This is a genomic window from Kitasatospora sp. NPDC006697, assembly GCF_042869935.1.
Taxonomy (GTDB): domain Bacteria; phylum Actinomycetota; class Actinomycetes; order Streptomycetales; family Streptomycetaceae; genus Kitasatospora.
Map to the genome: position 1 here is coordinate 410788 of NZ_JBIAGU010000001.1, position 23251 is coordinate 434038.

The window sequence follows — 23251 nt, forward strand, 5'->3', positions numbered from 1 at the left end:
CGAGGCGTTCTCCGGGATGGACAAGGAAGGCGGCCGCATCGGCAGCGGCGTCCGTGGCAGCGGCCAGGGCGGCATCGGCCGATGTGCCAGTGGACGGGGCTGCTGACGCCCCGTCACCGGGAGCAACCCGCCGTCCTCGGCTCCTCGACGACGGCACCCGGCGTGCCTAGCACCACTGCTTCCTTGCCCGTTCCAGTGAAGGACACCTCCCATGGCTTCCACCCAGACGCATTCCTCCGCCCGCCCCAACGCCGGTCGGGTGAGACGCTCCGCGCTCGCCGCACTGGCCGGCCTGACCGTCGTCAGCCTGCTCTCGGCCTGCTCCTACGGCTCCAAGTCGACCAAGAGCAACCCGGCGCCGGCCGCCGCGGCGAGCTCGGACGCGCCGAAGCTGTCCGCGGACACCGTGAAGATCGGCTACTTCGCCAACCTGACCCACGGCACCCCGCTGGTCGGCCTCCAGGAGGGCCTGTTCCAGAAGGAGCTGGGCGGCACCCAGGTGAAGACCCAGGTCTTCAACGCGGGCCCGTCCGAGATCGAGGCGCTGAACGCCGGCTCGATCGACATCGGCTGGATCGGCCCCTCCCCGTCGATCAACGGCTACGTCCAGTCCAACAGCTCCAACCTGCGGATCATCGGCGGCTCGGCCTCCGGCGGCGTGGAGCTGGTGGTCAACCCGGACAAGATCAAGACCGTGGACGACCTCAAGGGCAAGAAGATCGCCACCCCGCAGCTGGGCAACACCCAGGACGTGGCACTGCTCAACTACCTGGCGACCAAGGGCTACAAGGAGGACCCGCAGTCCGGCGCCGGTGACGTCTCGGTGGTCCGCACCGACAACAAGGTCACCCCGGACGCGTACTCCTCCGGCTCGATCGACGGCGCCTGGGTGCCCGAGCCGACCGCCTCCGCCCTGGTCGCCAAGGGCGCCAAGGTCCTGATCGACGAGAAGGACCTCTGGCCGAACCGGCAGTTCGTGATCACCAACATCATCGTGTCGCAGAAGTTCCTCAAGGCGCACCCGGACGTGGTGGAGGCCGTGCTGCGCGGCTCGGTGAAGACCAACGCCTTCATCAAGGCCAACCCGGCCAAGGCCGAGCAGGACGCCAACGACGCGATCAAGGCGGCCGGCGGCAACGCCCTGCCGGCCACCATCCTGGACCCGGCCTGGAAGAGCATCGACTTCCTGGACGACCCGCTGGCGGCCACCCTGCAGTCCGAGGCCGACCACGCCGTCACCGCGGGCCTGCTGAAGAAGCCGAACATCGCCGGGATCTACGACCTGACGCTGCTCGACAAGGTGCTCCAGGCCCAGGGCCAGCCGGCCGTCGCCGACGCCGGCCTCGGCACCAAGTCCTGACCGGCGCCTGACCCGGCCGAACCGCACCGGAAGCTCCGGCGTCCGTCCTCCGCCCCGGTCCCGTCGATGCCCATCACAGGGCCGCGGCGGGGGACGGACTCCGGCCCCCAAGCAAGCTCCCGCTCGCCCCACACACGCCAGGAGGTGCCCGCCCATGGGCACGGCACTCACCACCACCGACCAGACCACCGACACGACCGCCGCCGCCGGCGCCGCCGTGCGGATCACCGGCGTGCACAAGACCTTCGGCCGCCCCGGCGCCGGCACCCACGTGCTGGACGACATCGACCTCGAGGTGCGGGACGGCGAGTTCATCTGCCTGCTCGGCGCCTCCGGCTGCGGCAAGTCCACCCTGCTCAACCTGGTGGCCGGCCTGGACAAGCCGACCGCCGGCAGCATCGAGGTGCCGGCCGGCCGGCCCGCCCTGATGTTCCAGGAGCACGCGCTCTTCCCCTGGCTGACCGCCGGCAAGAACATCGAGCTGGCACTGCGGCTGAACGGCGTGCCGCGCGCCGAGCGCCAGGAGCGCGCCGAGGAGCTGCTGGAGCTGGTCCGGCTCGGCGGCTCCTACCGCAAGCGGGTGCACGAGCTCTCCGGCGGCATGCGCCAGCGGGTGGCGCTGGCCCGGGCGCTCGCCCAGGGCAGCAAGGTGCTGCTGATGGACGAGCCGTTCGCCGCGCTGGACGCGATCACCCGCGACCTGCTGCACGAGGAGATCGTCCGGATCTGGCAGGAGCGCGGGCTGACCGTGCTCTTCGTCACCCACAACGTGCGCGAGGCGGTCCGCCTCGCCGAGCGCGTGGTGCTGCTCTCCTCCCGCCCCGGCCGGGTGGCCCGGGAGTGGCGGATCGACCTGCCCCAGCCCCGCCGCATCGAGTCCGCCGCCGTCGCGGACCTGTCCGTCGAGATCACCGAACACCTGCGTGGGGAGATCCGCCGCCATGGCCAGCACTGAGACCACCGCCCCGGCCGCCCGGGCGGCCGACGACCTGAAGGGCGTCGAGGCCGGCCTGGACGCCCTGGACACCGTGCAGGTGCAGCGCACCCCGCTCGGCCAGGTGCTGCGCGAGAAGGTGCTGCCGCCGGTGCTCGGCGTGCTGCTGGTGCTCGCCGTCTGGCAGATCGTCTACAGCGCGCACGTCACCCCGTCGTACAAGCTGCCCAGCCCGCTGGACGTCTGGCACTCGCTGACCGACCTCTGGTACGCGGGCACGCTCTTCTCGATCATCTGGACCAGCGTCTGGCGCGGTATCAGCGGCTTCCTGGCCGCCGTGGTGATCGGCACGCCGATCGGCCTGGTCGTCGCCCGGGTGAAGTTCGTCCGGGCCGCCGTCGGGCCGGTGCTCTCCGGCCTGCAGTCGCTGCCCTCGGTGGCCTGGGTGCCGGCCGCCGTGATCTGGCTCGGGATCAACGACCAGGCGATGTACGCGGTGATCCTGCTCGGTGCGGTCCCCTCGATCGCCAACGGCCTGATCTCCGGCATCGACCAGGTGCCGCCGCTCTTCCTGCGCGCGGGCCGTACCCTGGGTGCCACCGGCCTGCGCGGTGCCCGGCACATCCTGCTGCCGGCCGCCCTGCCCGGCTACCTGTCCGGGCTGAAGCAGGGGTGGGCGTTCTCCTGGCGCTCGCTGATGGCCGCCGAGCTGATCGCCTCCTCGCCGGACCTGGGCATCGGCCTGGGCCGCTACCTGGAGAACCAGCGGGACGCCTCGGACATGTCCGGCGTGCTGCTCGGCATCATCCTGATCCTGGTCGTCGGCGTGGCCATCGACCTGCTGGTCTTCACCCCGGTCGAGCGGTACGTGCTGCGCTCGCGCGGGCTGCTGCAGACCACCCGCTGACCCGGCTCCCTACCGAAAGCCCCGCCGATGTCCCCCTCCCCCGCCCTCCTGCTGATCGCCCACGGCAGCCGTGACCCGCGGCATGCCGCGACGGTGAACGCCCTGGTGCAGGAGGTGCGGGGGCAGCGGCCGGGCCTGACCGTGACCACCGCCTACCTGGACCACTGCGCGCCGCGGATCGCCCAGGTCGCCCCGCTGCTGCGGAACGCGGTGGCCGTGCCGCTGCTGCTCAACCGTGCCTTCCACGCCAAGCACGACATCCCGGCGGCGCTGCTCGCCGCCGGTGCGGGCGCCCTGCCGGTCGCCGACGTGCTCGGCCCGTCTCCGCTTCTGCTGGACGCCCTGGACCGCCGCCTCGCTTCCGCAGGCCTGGACGCCTCCCTGCGTCCGACTACCGGCGTGGTGCTCGCCGCCGCCGGCTCCACCGACCCGGCCGCCGACGCCGCCACCCGCGCCCTGGCCGCCGCCTGGCAGCGCCGCGCGGGCTGGGGCGCGGTCACCGTCGCCTACGCCTCCGCCGCCGGCCCCCGCGTCCCGGACGCCCTGGCGCTGCTCCGCGCCCAGGGCGTGCGGCGCACCGCCGTGGCGCCGTACCTGCTGGCGCCCGGTCTGCTCCCCGACCGCATCGCGGCGGCCTCGGACGGCGCCGACCACCTCGCGGGCGTCCTGGGCGCGGCGCCGGAGCTGGCCCGGCTGCTGCTGATCCGCTACGACGAGGCGCGCGCGGCGGCCTCATCGCGCTCCGCTGCCGCCTGAGTGTGAACCGCCGGTCGGTAATCGAACGTCCATGAGGTATGGACCGGAAGAACCCGCGCATATCGACCCGCCGTCTCGCCGCGCTCGGCGCGGCCCTGCTGGTGGCCGCCGCCACGGCGAGCGCCGGACTGCTGGGCTGGCCCCCGTTCTCCAAGGACCACTCGCTGCACTTCACCACCGCAGCGGGCGGCTCGCCGCAGTTCGGCACGACCGGGCACGTCTACCGCTACAAGGTCCGGGTGGAGAACGGCCTCCCCGTCACCCCTGACCAGTTCGCCGCCGCCGTCGACACCGTCCTCGGCAATACGCAGCGGGGCTGGGCAGCGGGCGGCGATGTCGCCTTCGAACGCCTGCCGTCCGACCCGGTCGACTTCACCGTCTACCTCGCGACCCCGGCGACCACGGACCGGATCTGCGGCCAGTACAAGCTGGACACCGGAGGCACCGTCAACTGCGGGGCGGGGCACCAGGTGGTCATCAACTACAAGCGTTGGACCGACCTTTCGCCGTTCTACCTGGGCCACCCCGAGGACTACCACGCGCTGGCGATCAACCACGAGGTCGGCCATGTGCTCGGCCACGGCCACGCGGGCTGCCCGGGACCGGGTCAGCCCGCGCCGGTGATGATGCAGCAGATCCTGGGGCTGCACGGCTGCGTGCCGAACGTGTGGCCGTACTCGGAGAGCGGGTCGCTCCTCAGCGGTCCCCCGGCGTGATGCCGACGGCCGCGAGGTTGCGGGCCTCCTGACCGGCCGGGTCGAAGGGCTTGGCGGCGGTGTAGACGATCCGCGCCTTCTCGGGAGTGGTCACGCTGACGTCGCGGGTGTTCCAGGGGGTGTCCTGCGCCACCGCGCCGCACGCCTCGGCGATGGCGTCCACCTCGCTCAGCACGCAGGCGAAGCTCACGCTCACCGCCGGGGCCTCCTCGGGCACCCGCTCCGCCGGCACCAGCAGCACGTCCTGGAACGCCCACCGCCGCAGGTGCACCAACCTCCCGGGGATGCTGAAGAGTTCGAAGAATCCGAGCTTGCGGGTCCAGAACTCCACCGACTCCGTCAGGTCGACGGTGGGGATCGTCACGAAGGCGGGCATCCCGTAGATGCCACGGAACGGCTCCGGCGGCACGGCATCCGGACCGGGGGTGGGCACTGGGCTCATCTCGAAGGCGTTGTAGTAGTCGCTCATGGGAGCGAGGCTTCAGCCTGACGTAGCGTCAGAGTCAAGCGCTGCTGAGCTGGGAGCCCAGGCCGAGGCTCCGGAACAGCTCGTAGACGGCCGCCTCGGTCTGCCGCTCCCAGCGGTTGCGGACGGCTGCGGCCACCGCTGCCGCGTCGACCTCGAGGCCGGCGGCGGCCGCCCAGGCGAGGACCTGCGCCAGCACCTCCGCCCGGGCGGCTTCCCACTGGACGGTGACCGCCTCGACGCACTTCTCCCACTCGGGCTCCCCCTCCCGAACCCCGAACTCCTCGCGCACGGCGTCCCAGAGGTCGAGCTCGACGTTGAACTCCGCCCGCCAGAGCTCGCCGCCGGGAACGCAGCCGCGCAGGGTCGCGTAGTCGCTCCTGTACACCTGGCACACCAGCACCGGCGAGCCGGTGATCGCGGCCACTGCACGCACCGGCCCGTCCGGCACCAACTCCCGGTGCGAATGGTCGCGCAGGCGGAAGACGCGCCAGCCGTCGGCGTAGGTGGCCGGATCGTCCAGGTACTCCTCGGTCCAGGAAGGGAGCCGGAACAGCTCCGCGAAGCTCTCGCGCGTACGAGCGAGCACCAGGTACCCGTAGAAGCCCACCGCCACCAACCCTTCCTGGGGATCACCAGCAGGCTACTCGGCCCAAGGTCAGCGCAGGCGCCCCACTCGCCGGGCCCGCGCCCGCAGGATCGGGCCGCAGCGGGGGCAGTCGCAGGGCGGCCACTCGCCGCCGATCGGGCCGCGCCAGTAGGACTCGCCGCGCCAGACCTGGCGGCGGGAGAGCTCGGTGACGGCACCGGTGGCAGCGGTGATGCGGTAGACCCGCAGGGTCATCACGCTGGCGCCGTCCTCGTCGTCGTCTTCGCCCTCGACGTCGGGGGCGCACTCGGGGTTGTGCATGGGTTGCTCATTTCCTCGCGCACACCGGGCAGTTAGGCCATCCGAGCGGACAGGCCGAACGGTCCGGTGCGATGCGTGTGATCATGGTTGAACGCGGCGGGCGAAGGGTCGCGCCCGCCGATCTCGCCGTCCAACGGCTGACGAGTTCCAACCGCCATGCAAGCGGCGGGCGCCCGTGCCAGCCTCTCAACTCCCCTGCTCAGCGCGGGCTGCCAACGCCTCATGCAGCAGTTGCGTGATCTCCCGCACCACCGCCGGCCGAGCGCGGCCCAGTTCCACCAACACCGCTCCGGTGAAGGATCCCTGCCAGTCCTCTCCCAAGGACGGCAACTGGATCCCGGCCCGCGCCAGCACGGCGCGCAACTCCGCGATGGCCTCCCGCGCCTCCTGCCGGGCTTCGATCGTCAGTGAACGAATGCGCGTCATTCGTCGACCTCCCGCCCACTGAGCAGCTCATTCCCCGGCTCGTCCAGCCATGCGGTCTCCTGCTCAGCGCTGACGGTCAGTCCGAACCTGTCGATCTCGGGTGCGTCCTGCTCCAGCCACCACTCGTGGACGGCTTCGAGGTCGCCCCACAACCGGCGCCGGCCCGACTGGTACACGTCCCAGACCGCTTCCTCGTCGTAGAAGACAGCCGCCCAGGAATCGTCGGTGAGGCTGTAGAGCCAGAGCACCGTCACCCCGTCCTCACGCCGGTGCACGAGGTGCGTCACGCCTGGGAGCATCAGGCCGGCGACGAAGGTGAAGGCCTCCCAGTCCCCGAGCGGAGGGCGGACGGTCGTCGAGGATTCGACCGCATCGCCCGGGAAGTCCGGGTGACGTGGCGGGTGCAGGCGGTGGGCCCGGAGCTTCATGAACTGCACCGGCGCGAGGAACGGCCCCGAGGCCGTCCCGTCGGCCGCGACGGAGAGGCGAACCAAGGCATCCTGGTGCCCGTAGTGCGTCCCCCAAGGTGCCAGGATGACACCGCCTGCGCGGGCCTGCTCCAGCCAGGCGTACGGGATGCGCCGCAGGCCGCAGGTGGCGATGATCCGGTCGTAGGGCGCGCCGGCGGGCCAGCCGAGTCGGCCATCCCCGCACACCACCGTGGGGGCGAAGCCTGCCACCCCGAGCATGGCACGGGCCCGGACCGCGACCTCGTCATCGATCTCGACCGAGAAGACATTTCGGTCTCCGAGTCGGTGCGCGAGGAGGGCAGCGTTCCAACCGGTCCCGGTGCCGATCTCCAACACCCGCATCCCGGCGTCCACGTCGAGGTCGCGCAGCATCGATGCGACAAGGGACGGCATCGATGCCGAACTGGTGGGAACCGAAATGGGGTTCGGGGCCTCAGTAGTCCCGTCGTCCCACTGCGTCACGACCGGAACGTCGGCTTCGGCGGCGGCAGACCAAGCGTGCCCGTCGACGCTACGGGCGAGAGCCCGGTTGGTGCCCGTGGCCATGTCGTGGGCCCAGATCAGGTCCGGTAGGAAGAGGGAGCGCGGCACGGAGGCGAAGGCCCCGGCCCATGCAGGTGTCACGTTGTCGGGAAGGCGCCGTCCCGCTGCGTGGACGGGACGGCCTTCCCGCTCGGAGCCGAGCGTCACTTGCGGTGCCCTCCGTTGCCGGGCGGCGGTCCTCCGTCGGGCGACGGTGGACCGGAGGGCGGATTCGAGGGCGAGGGCGGCGTAATCGGCGCCTTGTCGCCCGAGTGCTTACCCAAAGGGTGATCTCCTTTCGAGTGACGGACAGTCAGGATCTTCGCGTCAGCGGGGCGGAGCTGTCGGGCCGGGCGGCCGCTCGGGCGGGTCACAGAGCATGGATTGATCTCCTCTCCTCCGTCTTGCAAATGGCGGGAAATGATGCGACGGTCAGGCCCATTCGATTACCTTGAGCAATCAGTTGGTGACCGATGACTTCAGGTAACCAGGGCACGTCGCACCGAGCCAGAGCAGAAGTGGCGCACTTCTGCGGCATTCTCGCTGCATCAGGCCCCGGACCTGGGCAAACTCCTTGAACGAGCGAGAGGACGGAGGGAGGCCGCATGAGGCATCGTTTGGCACAGTGCCGAAGGGCCTTGGGTCACAGTCAGGAGTCGTTCGCTGTCGCCCTCCAGGTCGATCGTTCGACGGTCGTACGCTGGGAGCGCGGCAACACTACGCCGCAGCCCCACTTGTGGCCCAGGCTCGCTCAAGTGCTCCAGGTGACGCTTGCCGAACTCAACGTCCTTCTGCTGCCCCAGTCACCAGATCAGGACGCCCCACCGACGCCCGGGAACCGTGCTGATACGGAGGAGTTGGACGAGATGAACCGTCGTGACTTCATCCGAGCACTCAGCACCGCCGGCACCCTCCTCGCGCTACCGGGATTCCAAGTGGAGCCAGGTGACGACACGCCACCCGCCACGACGACAACCGGGCTCGCCGAGCACGAGATGCTCAGCGCTCACCTGTGGCAGGTGTTCTCCCTCTCCAGGTCGAAAGCCTCGGTCTACCCAATGGTGAGGTACCAACTCGGCGTACTCACGACCGCACTGCAGCAGCCCCACGGGCCGACAGCACATCAACGACTGTGCCTACTGGCGGGTGACCTGTTCCAGTTGGCCGGAGAGGTCTTCTTCGACAGCAATCGCTACACGGACGCCGTGTACTGCTACTCACTCGCCACAACGGCCAGCAGGGAAGCGGGGGCCCATGACCTGTGGGCCTGTACTCTCACTCGCCAGGCGTACATCGGCATTCACGAACGACAGTTCGCCGACGTACTTCCTCTCCTCGAAGCCGCCTCCAAGGTCGCGAAGCTCGGAGACAGTCAACTCGCCACACGGCACTGGGTAACCGCCGTTCAAGCCGAGGCATTCGCCGCCGTGGGCGACTTCGGGGCCTGCGAACGCTCGCTGGACGTGATGCAGACCGTACACGCACTGAGTGCGCCTATGCAGAACGGCGGATGGCTACGATTCGACGGTTCACGGATCGCTGAGGGGCGTGGAAGCTGCTACCTCGACCTCGGCCGAACGGAACTGGCCGAACAGGCACTGACCGAGGCCCTGGCGCAGCCTCTTTCCCCCCGTCGGCAAGGAACCGTTCTGACAGGGCTGGCGACTGTAGGAGTCCAACGTGGCGACCACGACCTGGTACTGCACTATGCGACCGGTGCCGTCGAGTTGGCAGGGGGTGGCGATTCCGGATACGTCCGTCGGAAGCTGCAGGGACTTCAGCGACAGCTCGATCCGCTAGTGTCCGATCGACGCATCGCTGAACTGAACCGTCGGATCTCGGATCTCGCCACAACGTCCCAACTCTGAGGAGAACTCGCCATGCACCAAGAACCCGGCCGCCTCTTCCGCGAGGCCTGGATCACCGGCGTCCTGAAGCACTTCCCCGGCGACCCCAAGCCCGGCTACATCACCCCCTGGTCCGACACCCCAGACTGGGAGCGCCTGTCCGCCGCCGCCGTCGAATCCCAGGTCCTCGACTTCATCCGCCTCTCCGACGGCAACACCGCCAAGCTGACCCGCACGCAGAAGGGCCGCTTCATCGCCCTCTGCTGGATCGCCCAGATCCACAAGCACATCGCCGACCCCAAGCCCGCCTACGTCGCCGACTGGGACGACCTGCCCGCCTGGCAACAGGAAACCGACGCCGACATCTTCGAGCGCATCGAACAGGAGTCCTGACCTGCCCGCCCCACTCCGGCAACGAAACCGACACGACCTCATCTCGACCCAACACAACTACCGCACGCAACAACCCTCCGCCTGACCATACTTGGCTACCTCGCGAGCGGGGATCACGGAGCGGGCCCAGGCACCCACCCGGCCCTCGCAACGCCCCGCCCCCACCTCACCACCCCGAGGAGCCAACGCCGTGAGACCCCTGCACACCTGGCGCACCGCGACCGCCGTCCTCCCCCGCCGCGCCGCCCTCCGCCTCCTCGCCGCCTCCGCCGTCACCACCACCGTGGCGGCCTGCAGCGGCAAGAGCGCGCCCGGCTTCACGTCCGTGGCGCTGGGCAAGTTCGCGGCCGGCACCTGGACGGTGGCCATCCCGAAGGCCCACTACAGCAGCGCGGTCATCACCGTCGCCGAATCCGGCACCTGGACGGGCAAGTTCGCCAACAGCGACGACCCCTCGGAGACCGGCGCCTCCTCCGGCACCTGGGCCCTGTCCGGCCAGTCGCTCCAGATCACCTTCGAGCAGACGGACAGCGCCTTCGAGTCCCCGACGGGCACCGCGCTCAACGTGCCGCTGACCGTCTCGGGTGACGCGAAGGCGGCGTTCACCTGGCAGTACGAGGCGATCAGCCAGATGCAGGCCTCCTACGTCTCGGCGACCCGCACGCTCACCCTCGACCGGCATTTCGGTCGCGGGACGACCCACCAGACCATCACCGCCATCCGCACCTGAGCCTGCCCGCCCTCAGGCCAGCCGCCGCCGGATCCACCCGACCGTGACCACCGCCAACAGCACAGCCGCGCCCAGGCAGATCAGGCTCTCCATCCCCTGCAGCGGCCAGTAGTCGGCGGCACGGTGCAGGTCCGTGAACTCCTTCGTCCCCGCGTACTTGGCCGCGCACTGCGCCCCGTCCCCCGGGAAGCAGTCGTAGTACGGCAACCGCGTACCGTCCGGGCGGACGAACCCATGTCCGAACACCCAGGTGGTGTTGGTCAGTTCGGGGCGCTGCCCGACCACCGTCCGCCCGCTCCACAGGTACGGCCGCACCGAGTACAGGACGTACTCCACCAACCCGGTCAGCACCAGCGTGACCGCCATCGCCGGCAGCGTGCGCCGCAGCAGCGCGCCGACCAGCGCGCCCAGCGCCAGCGCGAGCAGGCAGGCCGCAACCAGCGCCGGACCGCCCGAAGCAAAGAACGCCTGGCTGTACCAGCCGATCCCCGACACGTTGTTGCCCGAGGGCTGCCACACCCACCGGTACATCAGCGCCAGCACCCCCGACACCACCGCGACCAGCAGCCCGGCCGACGCCAGCTTGGCCAGCACCCAGCGACCCCGGCCGACTCCCTGGCTCAGCACCAGCTTCCAGGTGCCGCGCTCCAACTCCTGTCCCAGCAGCGGCGCGCCGATGCCCGCTCCGACCACCGCCGGCAGCAGGGCCAGCAGCAGGCCGCTGCCGAGCAGCGTCCGGCCGTAGGTCGCGCGGAACTCCAGCACCCCCTGCTGGATGCCCGGTCCCTGGCAGTGCGGGTCCAGGCTGATGGCCTCGCAGCCCGCGATGCCGTGCGAGGCGATGTAGTCGACCTCCTGCCCGTGGAACCACACCGCAGCCACTCCGGCTACCACCACCAACCCGAACAACACCCAAACCGCCAACCGGAGCTGACGCCACATCAGCCACCTCAGCCCGCGCGGCGCCAGGCCCGCGAACGCGCGGCGCCGCACCGGCGCCTCCAGCACGGCGGTCATCCGCCCACCTCCACCAGTTCCTCGATCCGCGCTTCTGCGGTCAGCAGCGCGGGGGCCTCCCCCGCCCGCAGGTGCTCCAGCACCAGTTCCTCCAGCGACGGCACCCCGCCCTCCCAGGGCGGCGGCACCGGGCCGGCCATCCGCACCAGGGCGGTCAACTGCCGCCCCGCCTCCCGCCGCGCCACCACCCGCGCGGCGGCGAGCGTGCCGGCCGCCTCGGCCGGGCCGGTCAGCATCCGGTGCCGGGCCAGCAACTCCTCGATGTCACCGGCGAGTCGGACCTGCCCGGCGGACAGCAGCACCAGGAAGTCGCAGGCCTCGGCCAGTTCGGCGATCACGTGCGAGGACATCAGCACGGTGGTGCCGTGCTCGGCGGCCTCCGCCATCAGCACACCCATCAGCTCGTGCCGGGCCAGCGGGTCCAGCTCCGCCATCGGCTCGTCCAGCAGCAGCAGTTCGGGCCGGGCGCCGAGCGCCAGGGCGAGCGAGACCCGGGTACGCTGACCGCCGGAGAGCGCACCGATCCGGGCGCCGGACGGGAACCCGCCTGCCGCCAGCACCTGTTCGGCCTTGGACTGGTCCCAGCCGGGGTTCAGCTCCCGGCCCATCCGCAGCACCTCCGCCACAGTGAAGCCCTGATAGAGCGCCCGCTCCTGGGGGACGAAGGAGACCCGCTCCACGGATCGCGCCACCGCCCCGGCGGTCGGCGTGAGCAGGCCGGCCGCCATCGCCAGCAGCGTCGACTTGCCCGAGCCGTTCGGCCCGACCAGCGCGCAGATCCGGCCGGCCGGCAGCGCGAACGAGCACTCCCGCAGCGCCCAGCCTCGCCGATACCGCTTGCCCAGACCGCGCACGGCCAGGGCAACCTGTGGTTCAGTCATCCCTCTCCCCTTTGCTCAGCACCGAACTCCTGCTCCACCACCGAGGCCACCAGGGCCGCGACGTCCTCCCGGCCGAGCCCGGCCCGCCTGGCCCGGGCCGCCCACTGGGCCAGCTCGGCCCGCAGTGGCGAGTCGGCCGTGCCCTCCTCCCGGGCCAGCGAGCGCAGCACGAACGTGCCCAGCCCCGGCTTCGGCGCGACCAGGCCCTCGCGCTCCAGCTCCCGATAGGCCTTGAGCACCGTGTTCGGGTTGATCGCGGTCGCCGCCACCACCTCCTTGGCGGTGGGCAGCTTGTCTCCCGACAGGAGCAAGCCCAACCGAAGCGCGTGCTTGGTCTGCTGGACGATCTGCAGATACGTCGCCACGCCGCTGTTCCGGTCGATGCGGTAGTCCATCCTGCATCACCATTCCACTAAGGCATTAGTGGAATGGTGATGCACGGATGAAAGATCGTCAAGTCCTCGCAGTCGTCGGCGCACGACGGCCGGGGTACTCTCGGGCCCAGAGGGAGGGGACGTCATGGCGGCATGGCTGGGCGGAGTGCTCATGGGCGGCGTACTGATCACCGGCGGGGTCGCCACCCTGCGCGGCTGGCAGCCGGACTCCGCCAAGCGCCCGCGCCTGACCGGCTGGGCGTCGGTCATCGGGGGCCTCGGCTTCCTCGCCTCGGCAGCCATGCTCCGCTTCTCCGACCCGTCCACCGGCCTCCTCAGCTGGTGGAGCGCCGCGATCGGACTGCCCTTGGGCCTCAGTCTGGTGCTGCTGGTCGCCAGCCGACCGAGGACCCGCCTGGACAGCCGTCTCAGGTTCAAGCGGCGCTAGCGCCGGCCCCCGTCAGCCCTCCGCCCGCAGGAAGCGGCCCACGGCAGCCACCTCCACCGCCAACCCCTCCGCGACCGCCGACGGCAGCGGCTCGAACTCCTCGATCCCGACCACCCGCGCGCCGGTCCTGCTCCAGGTGGCGACGGCCAGGCCGTCGGCGAGCGCGGTCGGCCGGATCACCCCGCCGCCCGGCCACACCCGCGCCTGCTGGGGCCCGGGGACGGACTCCTCGCGGGTGCGGTACGCGAGCAGGTAGCCGTCGTAGGCGGGCAGCAGGCGGACGTCGGGGGCCGCCGACGCGTCCCGGGGAGCGGGCGTCCAGCCGGCGGGCACGGTCTGCGTCCCGTACTCGGCCGTCGCCCCGGCGCGCGCCAGTGCCGCCCAGGCCCGCCGCGCCCAGCCGACGGGCAGCCCGGACCAGGCGGCGAAGTCCTCGACGGCGGCGGGCGCGTGCGCGGCGAGGTAGCGGCGGGCCAGTTCGGCGACCGCGGCCTCCCCCTCGGGCCGGCCGGGCTGGTCGGCGGGCAGCCAGTCGTCCAGCAGCGCGTAGGTGGCGGCGCCGTCCCGGCGCGGCCCGTGGCAGAGGATGCCGCCGAGCGCGGCATGGCGGATCAGGTGGATCGGCGCCTGCCCCTCCGGGGCGACGCCGAGGGCGGTCAGACGCTCCGTCAACTCCATACGCGTGAGCGGCCCGTGCTCGCCCAGGGCGCGCCGCAGCAGCCGGTCGGACCGCTGCCGCAGCCCGTCGTCCAGGCCCAGCTGCCCGTAGCGGCGGCCGGTGCCGGCCAGCAGCCGGGGGGCGAGCAGCCGCAGCAGCCAGCGGTACTCCTCGGCGGGAACGGTGTGCAGGGTGCCGCGCATCAGCCAGCCGCGGACGATGCTCCGCTGGTCCTCGTACGCGGCCCGGACGCCCTCGGCGGTGATCTCCCGCCCGCGCACCCGGATGCCGAGGCCGGCCGCGGTGGCGTCCTGCGCCTGCACGGCGAAGACGCGGCGGACCACGGCCGCCACCCCGGCCTCCCGGACACCGCCGGCCAGCGCCTGGGAACGGGCGCGCTCGGTGCGGAGGCTGAGGCTCTGCTGACGGGTCATCTGACGGTCCGTCCGTTCCTGCTCGGGTGGCGGCGGCGGCCTCGGGAGGGCGCCGAGGAGGAGGCTCTGGCCGCCTTCCGGGCAGCCTGACCGGGCGGCAGGCCGACCGCCAAGCAGCCCGGCCCGGCCACCGTACCCGGGCCGCCTACGCGTTCGTCCCCTCCGCCGGCACCCCCTCCGGCATCCCCGCGGCCGGCCCGCTGCCGCCGCCGTCCGGGCAGTTGACGTCCAGGGTGTACGCGGTCATCGAGAGCGAGCCGAAGCTGTACCCGTCCACCAGCACGTCCGTCCCCCGCCCGGCCTCCGCCGCCAGCCCGGCCAGGTAGAGCAGCGGGATGAAGTGGTCGGGGGTCGGCACCGCGTAGCCGTAGTCCCGGTGCCCCAGCAGGTCCAGCGCCGCCTCCGGGGTCTCCGTCATCAACTCCCGTGCGCTGTCGTCGAACCGCTCGGCCCAGGCGAAGCCGCGCTCGGGCTGGCGCGGGTCCAGGCCGCGCAGGTTGTGCACCACGTTGCCGCTGCCGACCACCAGCACCCCGGTCTCCCGCAGCGGAGCCAGCCGCCGGCCGAGGTCGAAGTGGTAGGAGAGCGGCTGGTCGGCGTTGATGCTCAGCTGCACCACCGGTACGTCGGCCCGGGGGAAGGCGTGCCGCAGCACCGACCAGGTGCCGTGGTCGATGCCCCAGCTGTCCCCGTCCGCGCCGACCCAGGTGGGCCTGACGGCCTCGCTGACCTCGTCCACCAGCCCGGGCAGCCCCGGCGCCGGGTACTGGACGTCGAAGAGCTCCTGCGGGAAGCCGTAGAAGTCGTGGATGGTGCGCGGCTGCGGCATCACCGTCACGGCCGTGGCGTTGGTGTACCAGTGCGCGGAGACCACCAGCACGGCGCGCGGGCGCGGCACAGCCTCGCCGAAGGCGCGCCAGGCGGCGGTGTAGCGGTTCTCCTCGATCGCGTTCATCGGGCTGCCGTGGCCGAGGAAGGCGGCGGGCATCAGGGCGGGGGCGGTGCTCATGGGTCACTCCTGTCGCGTCGTCAGCTCCGACGATAGGAAACCGGTCCACCGTCCGCCCGGCGCGACACCGCGTCAGCCCTCGGACGTTTGCGCGCGCACTGAAATGTCCGTCGGACTATTGCCCGGCTCATGACAATAGGTCATCCTGTACTCCCTCGCCCCCAGTCAGTACCCCCACTGGGGCGGGTCCCTGGGCATCCTGCTCGTCCCCCACGAAGGAGCAAGCGTGCGCACGTTCGCCATACGCGTCGCCACCCTCGCGGCCGCGATCACCACCATCGCCGCCCCCATCGCCCCGACCACCGCGGCCGCCGCCGCACAGGGCCTGGCGTTCCGCCCGCTGAGCCACAGCGGCTACAACATCAACGGCTACAACTGGGGTGGCTACGCCGCCCAGGGCAGCGGCTTCACCTCGGTCTCCGCCAGCTGGACCGAGCCGAACGCCAGCTGCAACTCCTCCAACGACCTCTACGCCCCGTGGGTCGGCATCGACGGGTACGGCTCCTCCTCCGTCGAGCAGACCGGCGTCGCGACCGACTGCTCCAGCGGCAGCCCGGTCGACCAGGCCTGGTACGAGATGTACCCGGCGAACCCGGTCTACCTGAGCACCAGCTCCTACCCGGTCCGGGCCGGCGACACCATCAACGCCTCGGTGACCTACGCCGGGAGCAACCGGTACACCCTGAAGCTCAACGACTCCACCCGGGGCTGGACCTACACCACCACCAAGACCCTCTCCGCGCAGCGGGTCAGCGCCGAGGTCATCATCGAGTCGCCGACCGGGGCCTACCCGAACTTCGGCACCCTGCACTTCACCAACGCGACGGTCAACGGCGCCTCCCTGGGCTCCTACAGCCCGGTCGCGATGGACCCCTCGAACGGCGCCTACGAGGCCCGCACCAGCGCCCTGAGCGGTGGCACCGCCTTCACCGAGACCTACCTGACGGAGTAGTAGCAGGCCCCGCGCCGGGGCGGCCCCGCCTGGCCGCCCCGGCGCACCTGTCGCTCCTGTCGCTCCTGTCACTCCTGGCGCTCCGTCAGATCCGGCGGAGCGTGAACTCCTCGGAGAGCCCCCCGCCCAGCAGCACGTCCATCCGCCCCGACAGCACGTAGTGCCGCCCGCCCGGGCCGCGGGTGACGGCGGTCGGCGCCGGGTCGGGCCAGCTGCGCACGGTCGGCAGCGCGGTGCGCCAGCCGTCGGTGGAGCGAAGCTCGACCAGCTGGTCGGTGGTCGCGGCGCCCAGCGTGTTGGTCACCCCGAGGATCCGCCCGGGCCCGGCCCCGAGCAGGCCGTCCAGGCCGAGCAGCCGCCGGTCGGCGATCACCGGCCGCACGTCCTGCGGCCGCACCCGGCCCGCGCGGTCCAGCGGCAGCCGCCAGACCGCGCCCGTCGCGTAGGTGCCGACCAGCAGCTGACGGCCCTGCAGCACGATGCCGTTCAGGCCGAACTGCCCTGGCCCGGCGCCGATCACGTCGAGCCGCAGCAGCACCTCGGCCCGGCCGTCCACGCCGACCCGGTAGACCACGGGCGCGAAGGAGTCGGTCACGTAGGCGGTGCCGTCCTCCGCCACCACCACGTCGTTGGCCAGGTGCGGGCCGCCGTCCCCGGCGACGGCCGCCAGGTCGGTGTACCAGCGCCGGCGCCCGCCGGCCAGGTCGTAGCAGCCGAGACCGGAGACCCGGCCCTGGGTGGCGGCGGTGCTGCGCACCGACCGTCCGGCCGGATCGGCGTTGCAGGCCAGCACCCGGCCGCGCGCGGCGTCCACCTTGAGGCCCACCACGGAGACCAGCTCCGGATCCGCGACCAGGGTCCGCGCCACCCCGTCGGGCCCGACCGTGCTGACCGTGCCCTGGTGCAGCGAGCTGATCACGAACCGGCGGCCCGCCGGGTCCCACCCCGCGCTCTCCGGGTGCAGGTCCTCGCCGTGCCCGTGCAGCACCGGCCCGTACCCCTCGCCCGAGGCCGCGGCCGCCGCCGGCCCGGCCGCGACCAGCGCGCCCGCGGCCGCCAGGCCGGCCACCAGCGCGGTCCGCCTGCTGAACTGATTGCCCGTCATCTGCGGTTCCTCCACTCTTCCGTTCGGTTCCAAGCCTCGAACGGGAACGGCGGGCGCAGCAGTGCGTGGCGATACTGGTAGTCGTACTGCCAGCTTGAGGGGGAACCACGATGTCCGACCAGCAGCAGGTCCGCAGGGACGCGCTGGCCAACTTCCTGCGCACCAGGCGGGCCCGGCTGACGCCGGCCGACGTCGGCATGGCGCCGGGCGTGCGGCGGCGCACGCCGGGGCTGCGCCGGGAGGAGATCGCGGTGCTCGCCGGGGTCGGGGTGACCTGGTACACGTGGTTGGAGCAGGGGCGGGAGATCAACCCCTCCCCCGAGGTGCTGGGCAGCCTGGCCCGCACCCTGCGGCTGGACACCGCCGAGAGCGACTACCTGTTCCGGCTCTCCGGCGCGATGCCCGCGCCGCGGCCGCTGCCGGACACCGTGGAGGTCCCGGCCGCGCTGGTGCGGCTGGTGCACGCGCAGTCGCCCGCGCCGGCCTTCCTGATCGACGCCGACTGGGCGGTGCGGGCCTGGAACCCCTCGGCGGAGGGGCTCTTCGACTTCCCGGCCTGGGAGCCGGAGGACCTCAACCTGGCCTGGATCGCCTTCGCCCACCTGCCGGGCCGGGCCCGCACGGTGGACTGGGAGCAACACGCCCGCCGGCTGCTGGCCCACCTGCGCTCCACCTACGCGGCCCGGGGCGGCCAGGACACGGCGGCCGGGCGCCGGGTGGCCGCACTGCTGCGACGGCTGCGCGAGCACTTCCCCGAGGCCGACGCCTGGCTGGACGAGCACCAGGTGCAGGACCGCGCCGGCGCGGCCAAGGACCTGCTGCACGAGAGGCTGGGGCCGCTGCGCTTCGACCAGGTGGTGCTGGTGGCGCCGGACGCCCTGCAGCTGGTGGTGCTGTCGCCGCGCGACGCTGAGACCGCCGACAGGCTGCCGCTGCTCACGGCCGGCGAAACGGCCCCGGCCGCCGCCTGACGCGTGGTCAGGGGGCGGCCGGGGCCGTGCTGCGGGACCGTCAGCGCGCGGTGCGCCGCTGGCGGCCGGTGCCGTAGTTGGAGCCGCTCTTCGAGCCGCTGCCCGGCTTGGCCGAACCGCTCGTCTTGCCGATGAAGCCGGCCGCCATCCGCGACCCGCCCTCGCCGGAGCCGGCCCCCGCGCCGAGCCGCTGCTTGGGGCGGCGCTGCCTCGGGTTGCCGTTGATGTCCACGTCGGTGGGCAGCTTGCTGCGCGGGCCGGAGCTGCGGCGGCGGTTGCCGCCGCCGGCGCTGCCGCCGGTCTTGGCGGCGGGCGCGGCCGGCTCGGGCGCCGGCGGCAGCGCGATGGTGACCGCGACGCCGCTGGGCGTGCGGGCGCCGGTGATCCGGGTCAGCTCGGAATCGCCCGGGCGCACCTTGGTGGTGGTCGGGCGGATGCCGGCGGTGGTCATCAGCTTGGCCATGTCGCGGCGCTGCTCGGGCAGCACCAGGGTGACCACGGTGCCGGACTCGCCGGCCCGGGCGGTGCGGCCGCCGCGGTGCAGGTAGTCCTTGTGGTCGATCGGCGGATCGACGTTGACGACCAGGTCCAGGCCGTCGATGTGGATGCCGCGGGCGGCGACGTTGGTGGCGATCAGCGCGCTGACCCGGCCGTCCCGGAACTGGTCCAGGGTGCGGTTGCGCTGCGGCTGCGACTTGCCGCCGTGCAGCGCGGCCGCCCGCACGCCGTTGGCCAGCAGCTGCTTGGCGAGCCGGTCGGCGCCGTGCTTGGTGTGCACGAACATGATCACCCGGCCGTCCCGGGAGGCGATGTGCGTGGTGGTCGAGGCCTTGTCGGCCGGGTCCACCTGGAGCACGTGGTGCTCCATGGTCGTGACGGCGCCCGCCGAGGGGTCCACCGAGTGGACCACCGGGTCGGTCAGGAAGCGCTGCACCAGCCGGTCGATGTTCTTGTCCAGGGTGGCGGAGAAGAGCATCCGCTGGCCGCCCTCGACGACCTGCTCCAGCAGCTTGGTGACCTGCGGCAGGAAGCCCATGTCGGCCATCTGGTCGGCCTCGTCGAGCACGGTGATCCGCACCTCGTCGAGGAAGACGTCCTGGCGGTTGATCAGGTCGTCCAGCCGGCCCGGGGTGGCCACCAGCAGCTCGGCGCCCCGGCGCAGCGCGTTGGCCTGCCGGGTGATCGACATGCCGCCGACCACGGTGGCGATCCGCAGGTTGACGGCGGTCGCGTACGGGGTGAGCGCGTCGGTGACCTGCTGGGCCAGCTCGCGGGTCGGGACCAGCACCATGGCCAGCGGACGGCGGGCGTCGGCCCGCTGGCCGGCGGTGCGGGCGAGCAGCGACAGGCCGAAGGCCAGCGTCTTGCCGGAGCCGGTGCGGCCGCGGCCGAGCACGTCGCGGCCGGCCAGCGAGTCGGGCAGGGTGGCGGCCTGGATCGGGAAGGGCTCGGTGACGCCCTCCCGGGTGAGCGCCGAGAGCAGCGCCCTGGGCATCTCCAGCGCGGCGAAGCTCTCCGCCGGCGGGCGGGCCGGGGTGCCGGTCACGGTGGTGAACTCGGCGGCCGCGGGGGCCGGGCGGGGTCCGCGGCCGGCGCCGCCGCCGCGGGGGCGGGACTGGCCGCCGGTGCGGGGGGCGCCGGAGCCGCCGGTGCGGGGAGCGCCGGTGCGGGGGCGGCCACGGCCTGCGGTCCTGGGGGTCCCCCCGGCCGAAGGCTGGGGGAGGGACTGTTCGGTCATACGGGTACTACTCCGTCCTGAGCGGTCACCACTGGGGGTGAGCCTTGGGTCGGCCGCCAGGAGAAGAATTCGCCGCCCCGGCCGATGTGGCGGCATGGGCGAAGGCCCGCACCGTGCGGTGCGGGCCTTCGCCACGTCACGCGTGTCCAGCAGGCGCTGGTCAGCCGATGACGGTGATGTTCTCCGCCTGCGGGCCCTTCTGGCCCTGGGTGACGTCGAACTCGACCTTCTGGCCCTCGACCAGCTCACGGAAGCCGTTCGCCTGGATGTTGGAGTAGTGGGCGAACACGTCCGGGCCGCCACCCTCCTGCTCGATGAAGCCGAAGCCCTTTTCGGAGTTGAACCACTTCACGATGCCGGTAGCCATAACCGTTTCCTCACATACCTGGGGCTACGAGAGCCACACTGCGTGACCCTCGCGTCGCCGCGATCCCCATCCGGAGATGACCTGCCGGACAAAACAAATGCGCCTGTTGGTTGATTACCAGCAGGCGCACACAAACGTTCATGGGAACCAAAACTGCAACTGGTTCGACTGTAGCACGGGGGCAGCCCGGATGATCGGATAATTTTCGGCCGGTTCGGCTCGTTTCCGATCAAGGCGAAACCGCAGGTGAACGTGGGCTGACGGGAACGGGCGGGCCGCCCCGGGGAAACCCCCGGGGCGGCCCGCCGCGCGTGCTGCCGGTCCGGCTACTCCGCGCTGCGGTAGCGGGCCGGGACCATCTCGTCGCGCTCCGTCCACTCGCCGGCGGCGACCGGCTCGGGCTCCTGGTGGCCGGGCCACCAGGCGGCCTTGCCGAGCAGGGCGGTGAGGGCGGGGGTGAAGAACATCGCCATCACGAAGGCCGAGATCGCGATGCCGAACGCGATCGAGAAGCCGATCTCGCTGAAGAGCACGTTGCCGGCCAGCATGAAGGTGGCGAACGAGGCGGCCAGGATGGACCCGGCCGAGCCGACGGTCGGGCCGCCGTGCTTGATCGCCTGGTAGGCCGCCTCGCGCGGGTCGCGGCCCTCGCGGGCCTCCTCCCGCAGACGGGCGATCATCAGGATGTTGTAGTCGGTGCCGATCGCCACCACGAAGAGGTAGATGAAGATCGGCAGCATGAACATGATGCCGGGCTGGTTGTCCAGGTGCTGGAAGACCAGGCTGGTGGCACCCAGGGTGGCGCCGAAGCCGAGGCCGACCGAGGCCAGCAGGTACCAGGGCGCGACCACGCTGCGCAGCAGCAGGCCGAGGATCACCATGATCAGCACCGCGGCGATCGGGAAGACCGTCCGGTAGTCGTGGTTCATCGCGGCGTTGATGTCCGCCTCGACGGCGGTCTGGCCGCCGACCACGGCCTTGGTGCCGGCCGGAGCCGCCTTGTGCGCGGCGTCGCGCAGGCCGCCCATGGTGTCCAGCGCCGCGTTGGAGGACGGGTCGTCCTTCAGCGTGACGGTGAAGTTGGCGGTCAGGCCGTCCTTGCTCTCCTGCGGCTTGGTGCCGACCTCGGAGACGCCCTTCACCTGGCCGAGCGCGTGGGTGTAGGCGTCGAACTGGCCCTTGTCCAGCGGGGTGCCGTTGGTCGAGGTCAGGAAGACCTGCGACGGGTCGGCGGCGCCGGCCGAGAACGCGTTCATCATCGCGCTCTGGACGACCATCGACTCCTTGGTCTTCGGCATCGAGCCGGAGGCCAGGTCGAAGGTGCCCTTGTAGCCCAGCGAGGCCAGGGTCAGCAGGATCAGGAGGCCGCCGGACAGGGCCGCGACCAGACCGGGGCGGCGCTGGGTCGCCCGGCCGAGCGCCGCGAACCGGGCGCCGTCCTTCTCGTGCATCCACTTCTTGCCCGGCCAGAAGAGCGCGCGCTCCGGGATGACCGAGAAGACCGCGGGCACCAGGGTGAGCGAGGCGAGCGCGGTGGTGACCACCGCGATGGCCAGCGCCGGGCCGATCGCCTTGAACAGGCCGAGGCTGGAGAGGATCAGCACCGCGAAGGCGACGGTGACCGCGCCGGCCGCGGAGGCGATCGCCTCGCCGACCCGGCCGATCGCGTTGACCATGGCCTCCTTGCGCGGCTCACCGGCTCGCAGGCGTTCCCGGTAGCGGAACATCAGGAAGAGGAAGTAGTCCGTACCGACGCCCAGCAGCACCACGATCAGGATCGCGGACATGGTGTCGTTCGCCTTCAGCCCGAAGAGCTTGGTGGCGTCGGCGATCAGCGAATTGCTGGCAGGCATGATCACGGCCATGATCAGCAGCAGCGGCAGTACCGAGATGATCGCGCTGCGGAAGATGACCGCCAGGATCGCCACGATCAGCAGGAAGCTGCCGAGGAAGATCAGCGTGTCGGCGGTCTTCGAGGAGTCCGCCTGGTCCAGCTGCTGACCGGCCTGGCCGCCGAGCTGCACCTTCAGGCTGGTGCCCTGGACGAGCTTCTTGGAGTCGTCGCGCAGCTTCTTGGTGTTGTCCGTGGACTGCTGCGGGGCGTCCTTGGCGTAGCCGACCGGCGCGAGGGCGTACTTGCCGTCCTTGGAGATCGACTTGTCGGAGGGCGCGACGATCGTCTGGACGTACGGGATCTTCTCCGCGGTGAGCCCGTCGGTCACCTTGGTGATGTCCCGCTTGTCCTGGTCGGTCAGCTGACCGCCGTCGGTGCGCTCGAAGAGCAGCAGCGCGTTCGGGTTGAACGCGTTCGGGAAGGCCTGCTGCTGGAGGCTGGAGGCGACGATCGACTCGTAGTTCTTCGGGAGGAAGTCACTCTCGTCGTTCGAGCTGACCAGCTTCGGCGCGCTGGCGCCCAGGGCGATGACGGCGACCACCCAGGCGGCTATCACCCACCAGGCCCGCTTGACGACGAATTGTCCGATTCGGTGGAACATGCTGTGCGATGCCTCCTGGCATGGTTCACCGCAGCCCTTGGGGACGGGGGCACTGGGGGCGACGGATGGTCGGCCTCGATCCGCTTCGGTCTCCACGGTCTTAGCCGGTCGGCAGGTAAGTGTGCTGAGGGAAGCATCATACGAGAACTTACCGGCCGCCCGGCAAGCGAGTTCTACCGCTCCTCGAGCCGGACTCCAGCCCACTTCGTGGACGATCCCCCTGAGGCCCTGATGGTGCCCTGGACCATCCTCACCTGCCGGAACGGCCCTTCACCTCGTCCCCCGGGTGGAGATCCCTCCCCCTCAGGGTGGAGTCCACCCCGTACCCAGGGTGGAGCCGGGGGTGGGGTAAACCCCACCCCACC

The 23251-nt window shown here is 71.7% G+C and carries 25 protein-coding genes; 11 read left to right on the forward strand and 14 right to left on the reverse strand.

Annotated elements, in window-relative coordinates:
• Positions 1 to 211 precede the first annotated feature (211 nt).
• The 5 genes from ACFYNO_RS01820 (at position 212) to ACFYNO_RS01840 (ending at position 4673) form a co-directional block, all read left to right on the forward strand.
• The gene (locus tag ACFYNO_RS01820; RefSeq protein WP_388003533.1) at positions 212 to 1360 is read left to right on the forward strand and encodes an aliphatic sulfonate ABC transporter substrate-binding protein; all 1149 of its coding nucleotides are present in this window, start codon (positions 212 to 214) and stop codon (positions 1358 to 1360) included.
• Positions 1361 to 1514: 154 nt separating this feature from the next.
• The gene (locus ACFYNO_RS01825) at positions 1515 to 2315 is read left to right on the forward strand and encodes an ABC transporter ATP-binding protein (protein WP_388003536.1); all 801 of its coding nucleotides are present in this window, start codon (positions 1515 to 1517) and stop codon (positions 2313 to 2315) included.
• Entirely contained in the window at positions 2302 to 3201 is a 900-nt protein-coding gene (locus ACFYNO_RS01830; RefSeq protein WP_388003539.1) for an ABC transporter permease, read from the forward strand. The genes ACFYNO_RS01825 and ACFYNO_RS01830 overlap by 14 nt, the downstream gene beginning before the upstream one ends.
• Positions 3202 to 3228: 27 nt before the next feature.
• Complete coding sequence (locus ACFYNO_RS01835; protein WP_388003542.1) at positions 3229 to 3957, forward strand: sirohydrochlorin chelatase; 729 nt, start codon at positions 3229 to 3231, stop codon at positions 3955 to 3957.
• Between the two features lie 38 nt (positions 3958 to 3995).
• On the forward strand, positions 3996 to 4673 hold the full coding sequence (locus ACFYNO_RS01840; RefSeq protein ID WP_388003545.1) for a DUF3152 domain-containing protein: 678 nt from the start codon (positions 3996 to 3998) through the stop codon (positions 4671 to 4673).
• Here ACFYNO_RS01840 and ACFYNO_RS01845 read toward each other — a convergent pair.
• The 5 genes from ACFYNO_RS01845 to ACFYNO_RS01865 all read right to left on the reverse strand — a co-directional run bounded on the left by ACFYNO_RS01845 (position 4654) and on the right by ACFYNO_RS01865 (position 7635).
• The gene (locus ACFYNO_RS01845) at positions 4654 to 5142 is read right to left on the reverse strand and encodes a VOC family protein (protein WP_388003548.1); all 489 of its coding nucleotides are present in this window, start codon (positions 5140 to 5142) and stop codon (positions 4654 to 4656) included. The genes ACFYNO_RS01840 and ACFYNO_RS01845 overlap by 20 nt on opposite strands.
• 34 nt (positions 5143 to 5176) lie before the next feature.
• Positions 5177 to 5755 (reverse strand): hypothetical protein, encoded by a 579-nt coding sequence (locus ACFYNO_RS01850; RefSeq protein WP_388003551.1) that lies wholly within the window; start codon positions 5753 to 5755, stop codon positions 5177 to 5179.
• A 42-nt stretch (positions 5756 to 5797) separates the two neighbouring features.
• Positions 5798 to 6049: a hypothetical protein gene (locus tag ACFYNO_RS01855; RefSeq protein ID WP_388003554.1), complete on the reverse strand. Its 252-nt coding sequence runs from the start codon at positions 6047 to 6049 to the stop codon at positions 5798 to 5800.
• Between the two features lie 186 nt (positions 6050 to 6235).
• Positions 6236 to 6475, reverse strand: a complete 240-nt coding sequence (locus ACFYNO_RS01860) for a hypothetical protein (RefSeq protein WP_388003557.1) — start codon at positions 6473 to 6475, stop codon at positions 6236 to 6238.
• Entirely contained in the window at positions 6472 to 7635 is a 1164-nt protein-coding gene (locus ACFYNO_RS01865) for a methyltransferase domain-containing protein (protein WP_388003560.1), read from the reverse strand. The genes ACFYNO_RS01860 and ACFYNO_RS01865 overlap by 4 nt, the downstream gene beginning before the upstream one ends.
• 437 nt (positions 7636 to 8072) lie before the next feature.
• On the opposite strand from ACFYNO_RS01865, the gene ACFYNO_RS01870 reads away from it, so the two are divergent.
• From ACFYNO_RS01870 to ACFYNO_RS01880, 3 genes are all read left to right on the forward strand, one after another.
• On the forward strand, positions 8073 to 9335 hold the full coding sequence (locus tag ACFYNO_RS01870) for a helix-turn-helix transcriptional regulator (protein ID WP_388003563.1): 1263 nt from the start codon (positions 8073 to 8075) through the stop codon (positions 9333 to 9335).
• A 12-nt stretch (positions 9336 to 9347) separates the two neighbouring features.
• Complete coding sequence (locus ACFYNO_RS01875; protein WP_388003566.1) at positions 9348 to 9707, forward strand: hypothetical protein; 360 nt, start codon at positions 9348 to 9350, stop codon at positions 9705 to 9707.
• Positions 9708 to 9897: 190 nt separating this feature from the next.
• Positions 9898 to 10437, forward strand: coding sequence for a hypothetical protein (locus ACFYNO_RS01880; RefSeq protein ID WP_388003569.1), 540 nt, complete (start codon positions 9898 to 9900; stop codon positions 10435 to 10437).
• A 12-nt stretch (positions 10438 to 10449) separates the two neighbouring features.
• Here the strand turns inward: ACFYNO_RS01880 and ACFYNO_RS01885 are convergent, their stop codons facing one another.
• The 3 genes from ACFYNO_RS01885 to ACFYNO_RS01895 are packed head-to-tail and all read right to left on the reverse strand — an operon-like array spanning position 10450 to position 12730.
• Positions 10450 to 11454, reverse strand: coding sequence for an ABC transporter permease subunit (locus ACFYNO_RS01885; RefSeq protein ID WP_388003572.1), 1005 nt, complete (start codon positions 11452 to 11454; stop codon positions 10450 to 10452).
• Complete coding sequence (locus tag ACFYNO_RS01890; RefSeq protein ID WP_388003575.1) at positions 11451 to 12335, reverse strand: ABC transporter ATP-binding protein; 885 nt, start codon at positions 12333 to 12335, stop codon at positions 11451 to 11453. The genes ACFYNO_RS01885 and ACFYNO_RS01890 overlap by 4 nt, the downstream gene beginning before the upstream one ends.
• A complete protein-coding gene (locus tag ACFYNO_RS01895) occupies positions 12332 to 12730 on the reverse strand; it encodes a GntR family transcriptional regulator (RefSeq protein ID WP_388003578.1) in 399 nt (132 codons plus the stop codon). The genes ACFYNO_RS01890 and ACFYNO_RS01895 overlap by 4 nt, the downstream gene beginning before the upstream one ends.
• Before the next feature lie 124 nt (positions 12731 to 12854).
• Here ACFYNO_RS01895 and ACFYNO_RS01900 point away from each other — a divergent pair, with 124 nt between their 5' ends.
• Complete coding sequence (locus tag ACFYNO_RS01900) at positions 12855 to 13157, forward strand: hypothetical protein (RefSeq protein WP_388003581.1); 303 nt, start codon at positions 12855 to 12857, stop codon at positions 13155 to 13157.
• A 12-nt stretch (positions 13158 to 13169) separates the two neighbouring features.
• On the opposite strand, the gene ACFYNO_RS01905 is transcribed toward ACFYNO_RS01900, so the two are convergent.
• Positions 13170 to 14249, reverse strand: coding sequence for a winged helix DNA-binding domain-containing protein (locus tag ACFYNO_RS01905; protein WP_388003584.1), 1080 nt, complete (start codon positions 14247 to 14249; stop codon positions 13170 to 13172).
• Between the two features lie 145 nt (positions 14250 to 14394).
• Entirely contained in the window at positions 14395 to 15258 is an 864-nt protein-coding gene (gene ygiD, locus ACFYNO_RS01910; protein WP_388003587.1) for a 4,5-DOPA dioxygenase extradiol, read from the reverse strand.
• Between the two features lie 226 nt (positions 15259 to 15484).
• Here ygiD and ACFYNO_RS01915 point away from each other — a divergent pair, with 226 nt between their 5' ends.
• Positions 15485 to 16210 carry a G1 family glutamic endopeptidase gene (locus tag ACFYNO_RS01915; RefSeq protein ID WP_388003590.1) on the forward strand — a complete coding sequence of 242 codons (726 nt, stop codon included), beginning with the start codon at positions 15485 to 15487 and terminating at the stop codon, positions 16208 to 16210.
• Between the two features lie 85 nt (positions 16211 to 16295).
• On the opposite strand, the gene ACFYNO_RS01920 is transcribed toward ACFYNO_RS01915, so the two are convergent.
• On the reverse strand, positions 16296 to 17315 hold the full coding sequence (locus tag ACFYNO_RS01920; protein WP_388003593.1) for a gluconolaconase: 1020 nt from the start codon (positions 17313 to 17315) through the stop codon (positions 16296 to 16298).
• 110 nt (positions 17316 to 17425) lie between these two features.
• Here ACFYNO_RS01920 and ACFYNO_RS01925 point away from each other — a divergent pair, with 110 nt between their 5' ends.
• Positions 17426 to 18286, forward strand: coding sequence for a helix-turn-helix transcriptional regulator (locus ACFYNO_RS01925; RefSeq protein WP_388003596.1), 861 nt, complete (start codon positions 17426 to 17428; stop codon positions 18284 to 18286).
• A gap of 40 nt (positions 18287 to 18326) precedes the next feature.
• Here ACFYNO_RS01925 and ACFYNO_RS01930 read toward each other — a convergent pair whose 3' ends face one another.
• The 3 genes from ACFYNO_RS01930 to ACFYNO_RS01940 form a co-directional block, all read right to left on the reverse strand.
• Positions 18327 to 20024 (reverse strand): DEAD/DEAH box helicase, encoded by a 1698-nt coding sequence (locus tag ACFYNO_RS01930; protein ID WP_388003599.1) that lies wholly within the window; start codon positions 20022 to 20024, stop codon positions 18327 to 18329.
• Positions 20025 to 20184: 160 nt separating this feature from the next.
• Positions 20185 to 20391, reverse strand: coding sequence for a cold-shock protein (locus ACFYNO_RS01935; RefSeq protein WP_388003602.1), 207 nt, complete (start codon positions 20389 to 20391; stop codon positions 20185 to 20187).
• 326 nt (positions 20392 to 20717) lie between these two features.
• Positions 20718 to 22886 carry an MMPL family transporter gene (locus tag ACFYNO_RS01940; RefSeq protein ID WP_388003605.1) on the reverse strand — a complete coding sequence of 723 codons (2169 nt, stop codon included), beginning with the start codon at positions 22884 to 22886 and terminating at the stop codon, positions 20718 to 20720.
• Between the last annotated feature and the right edge of the window lie 365 nt (positions 22887 to 23251).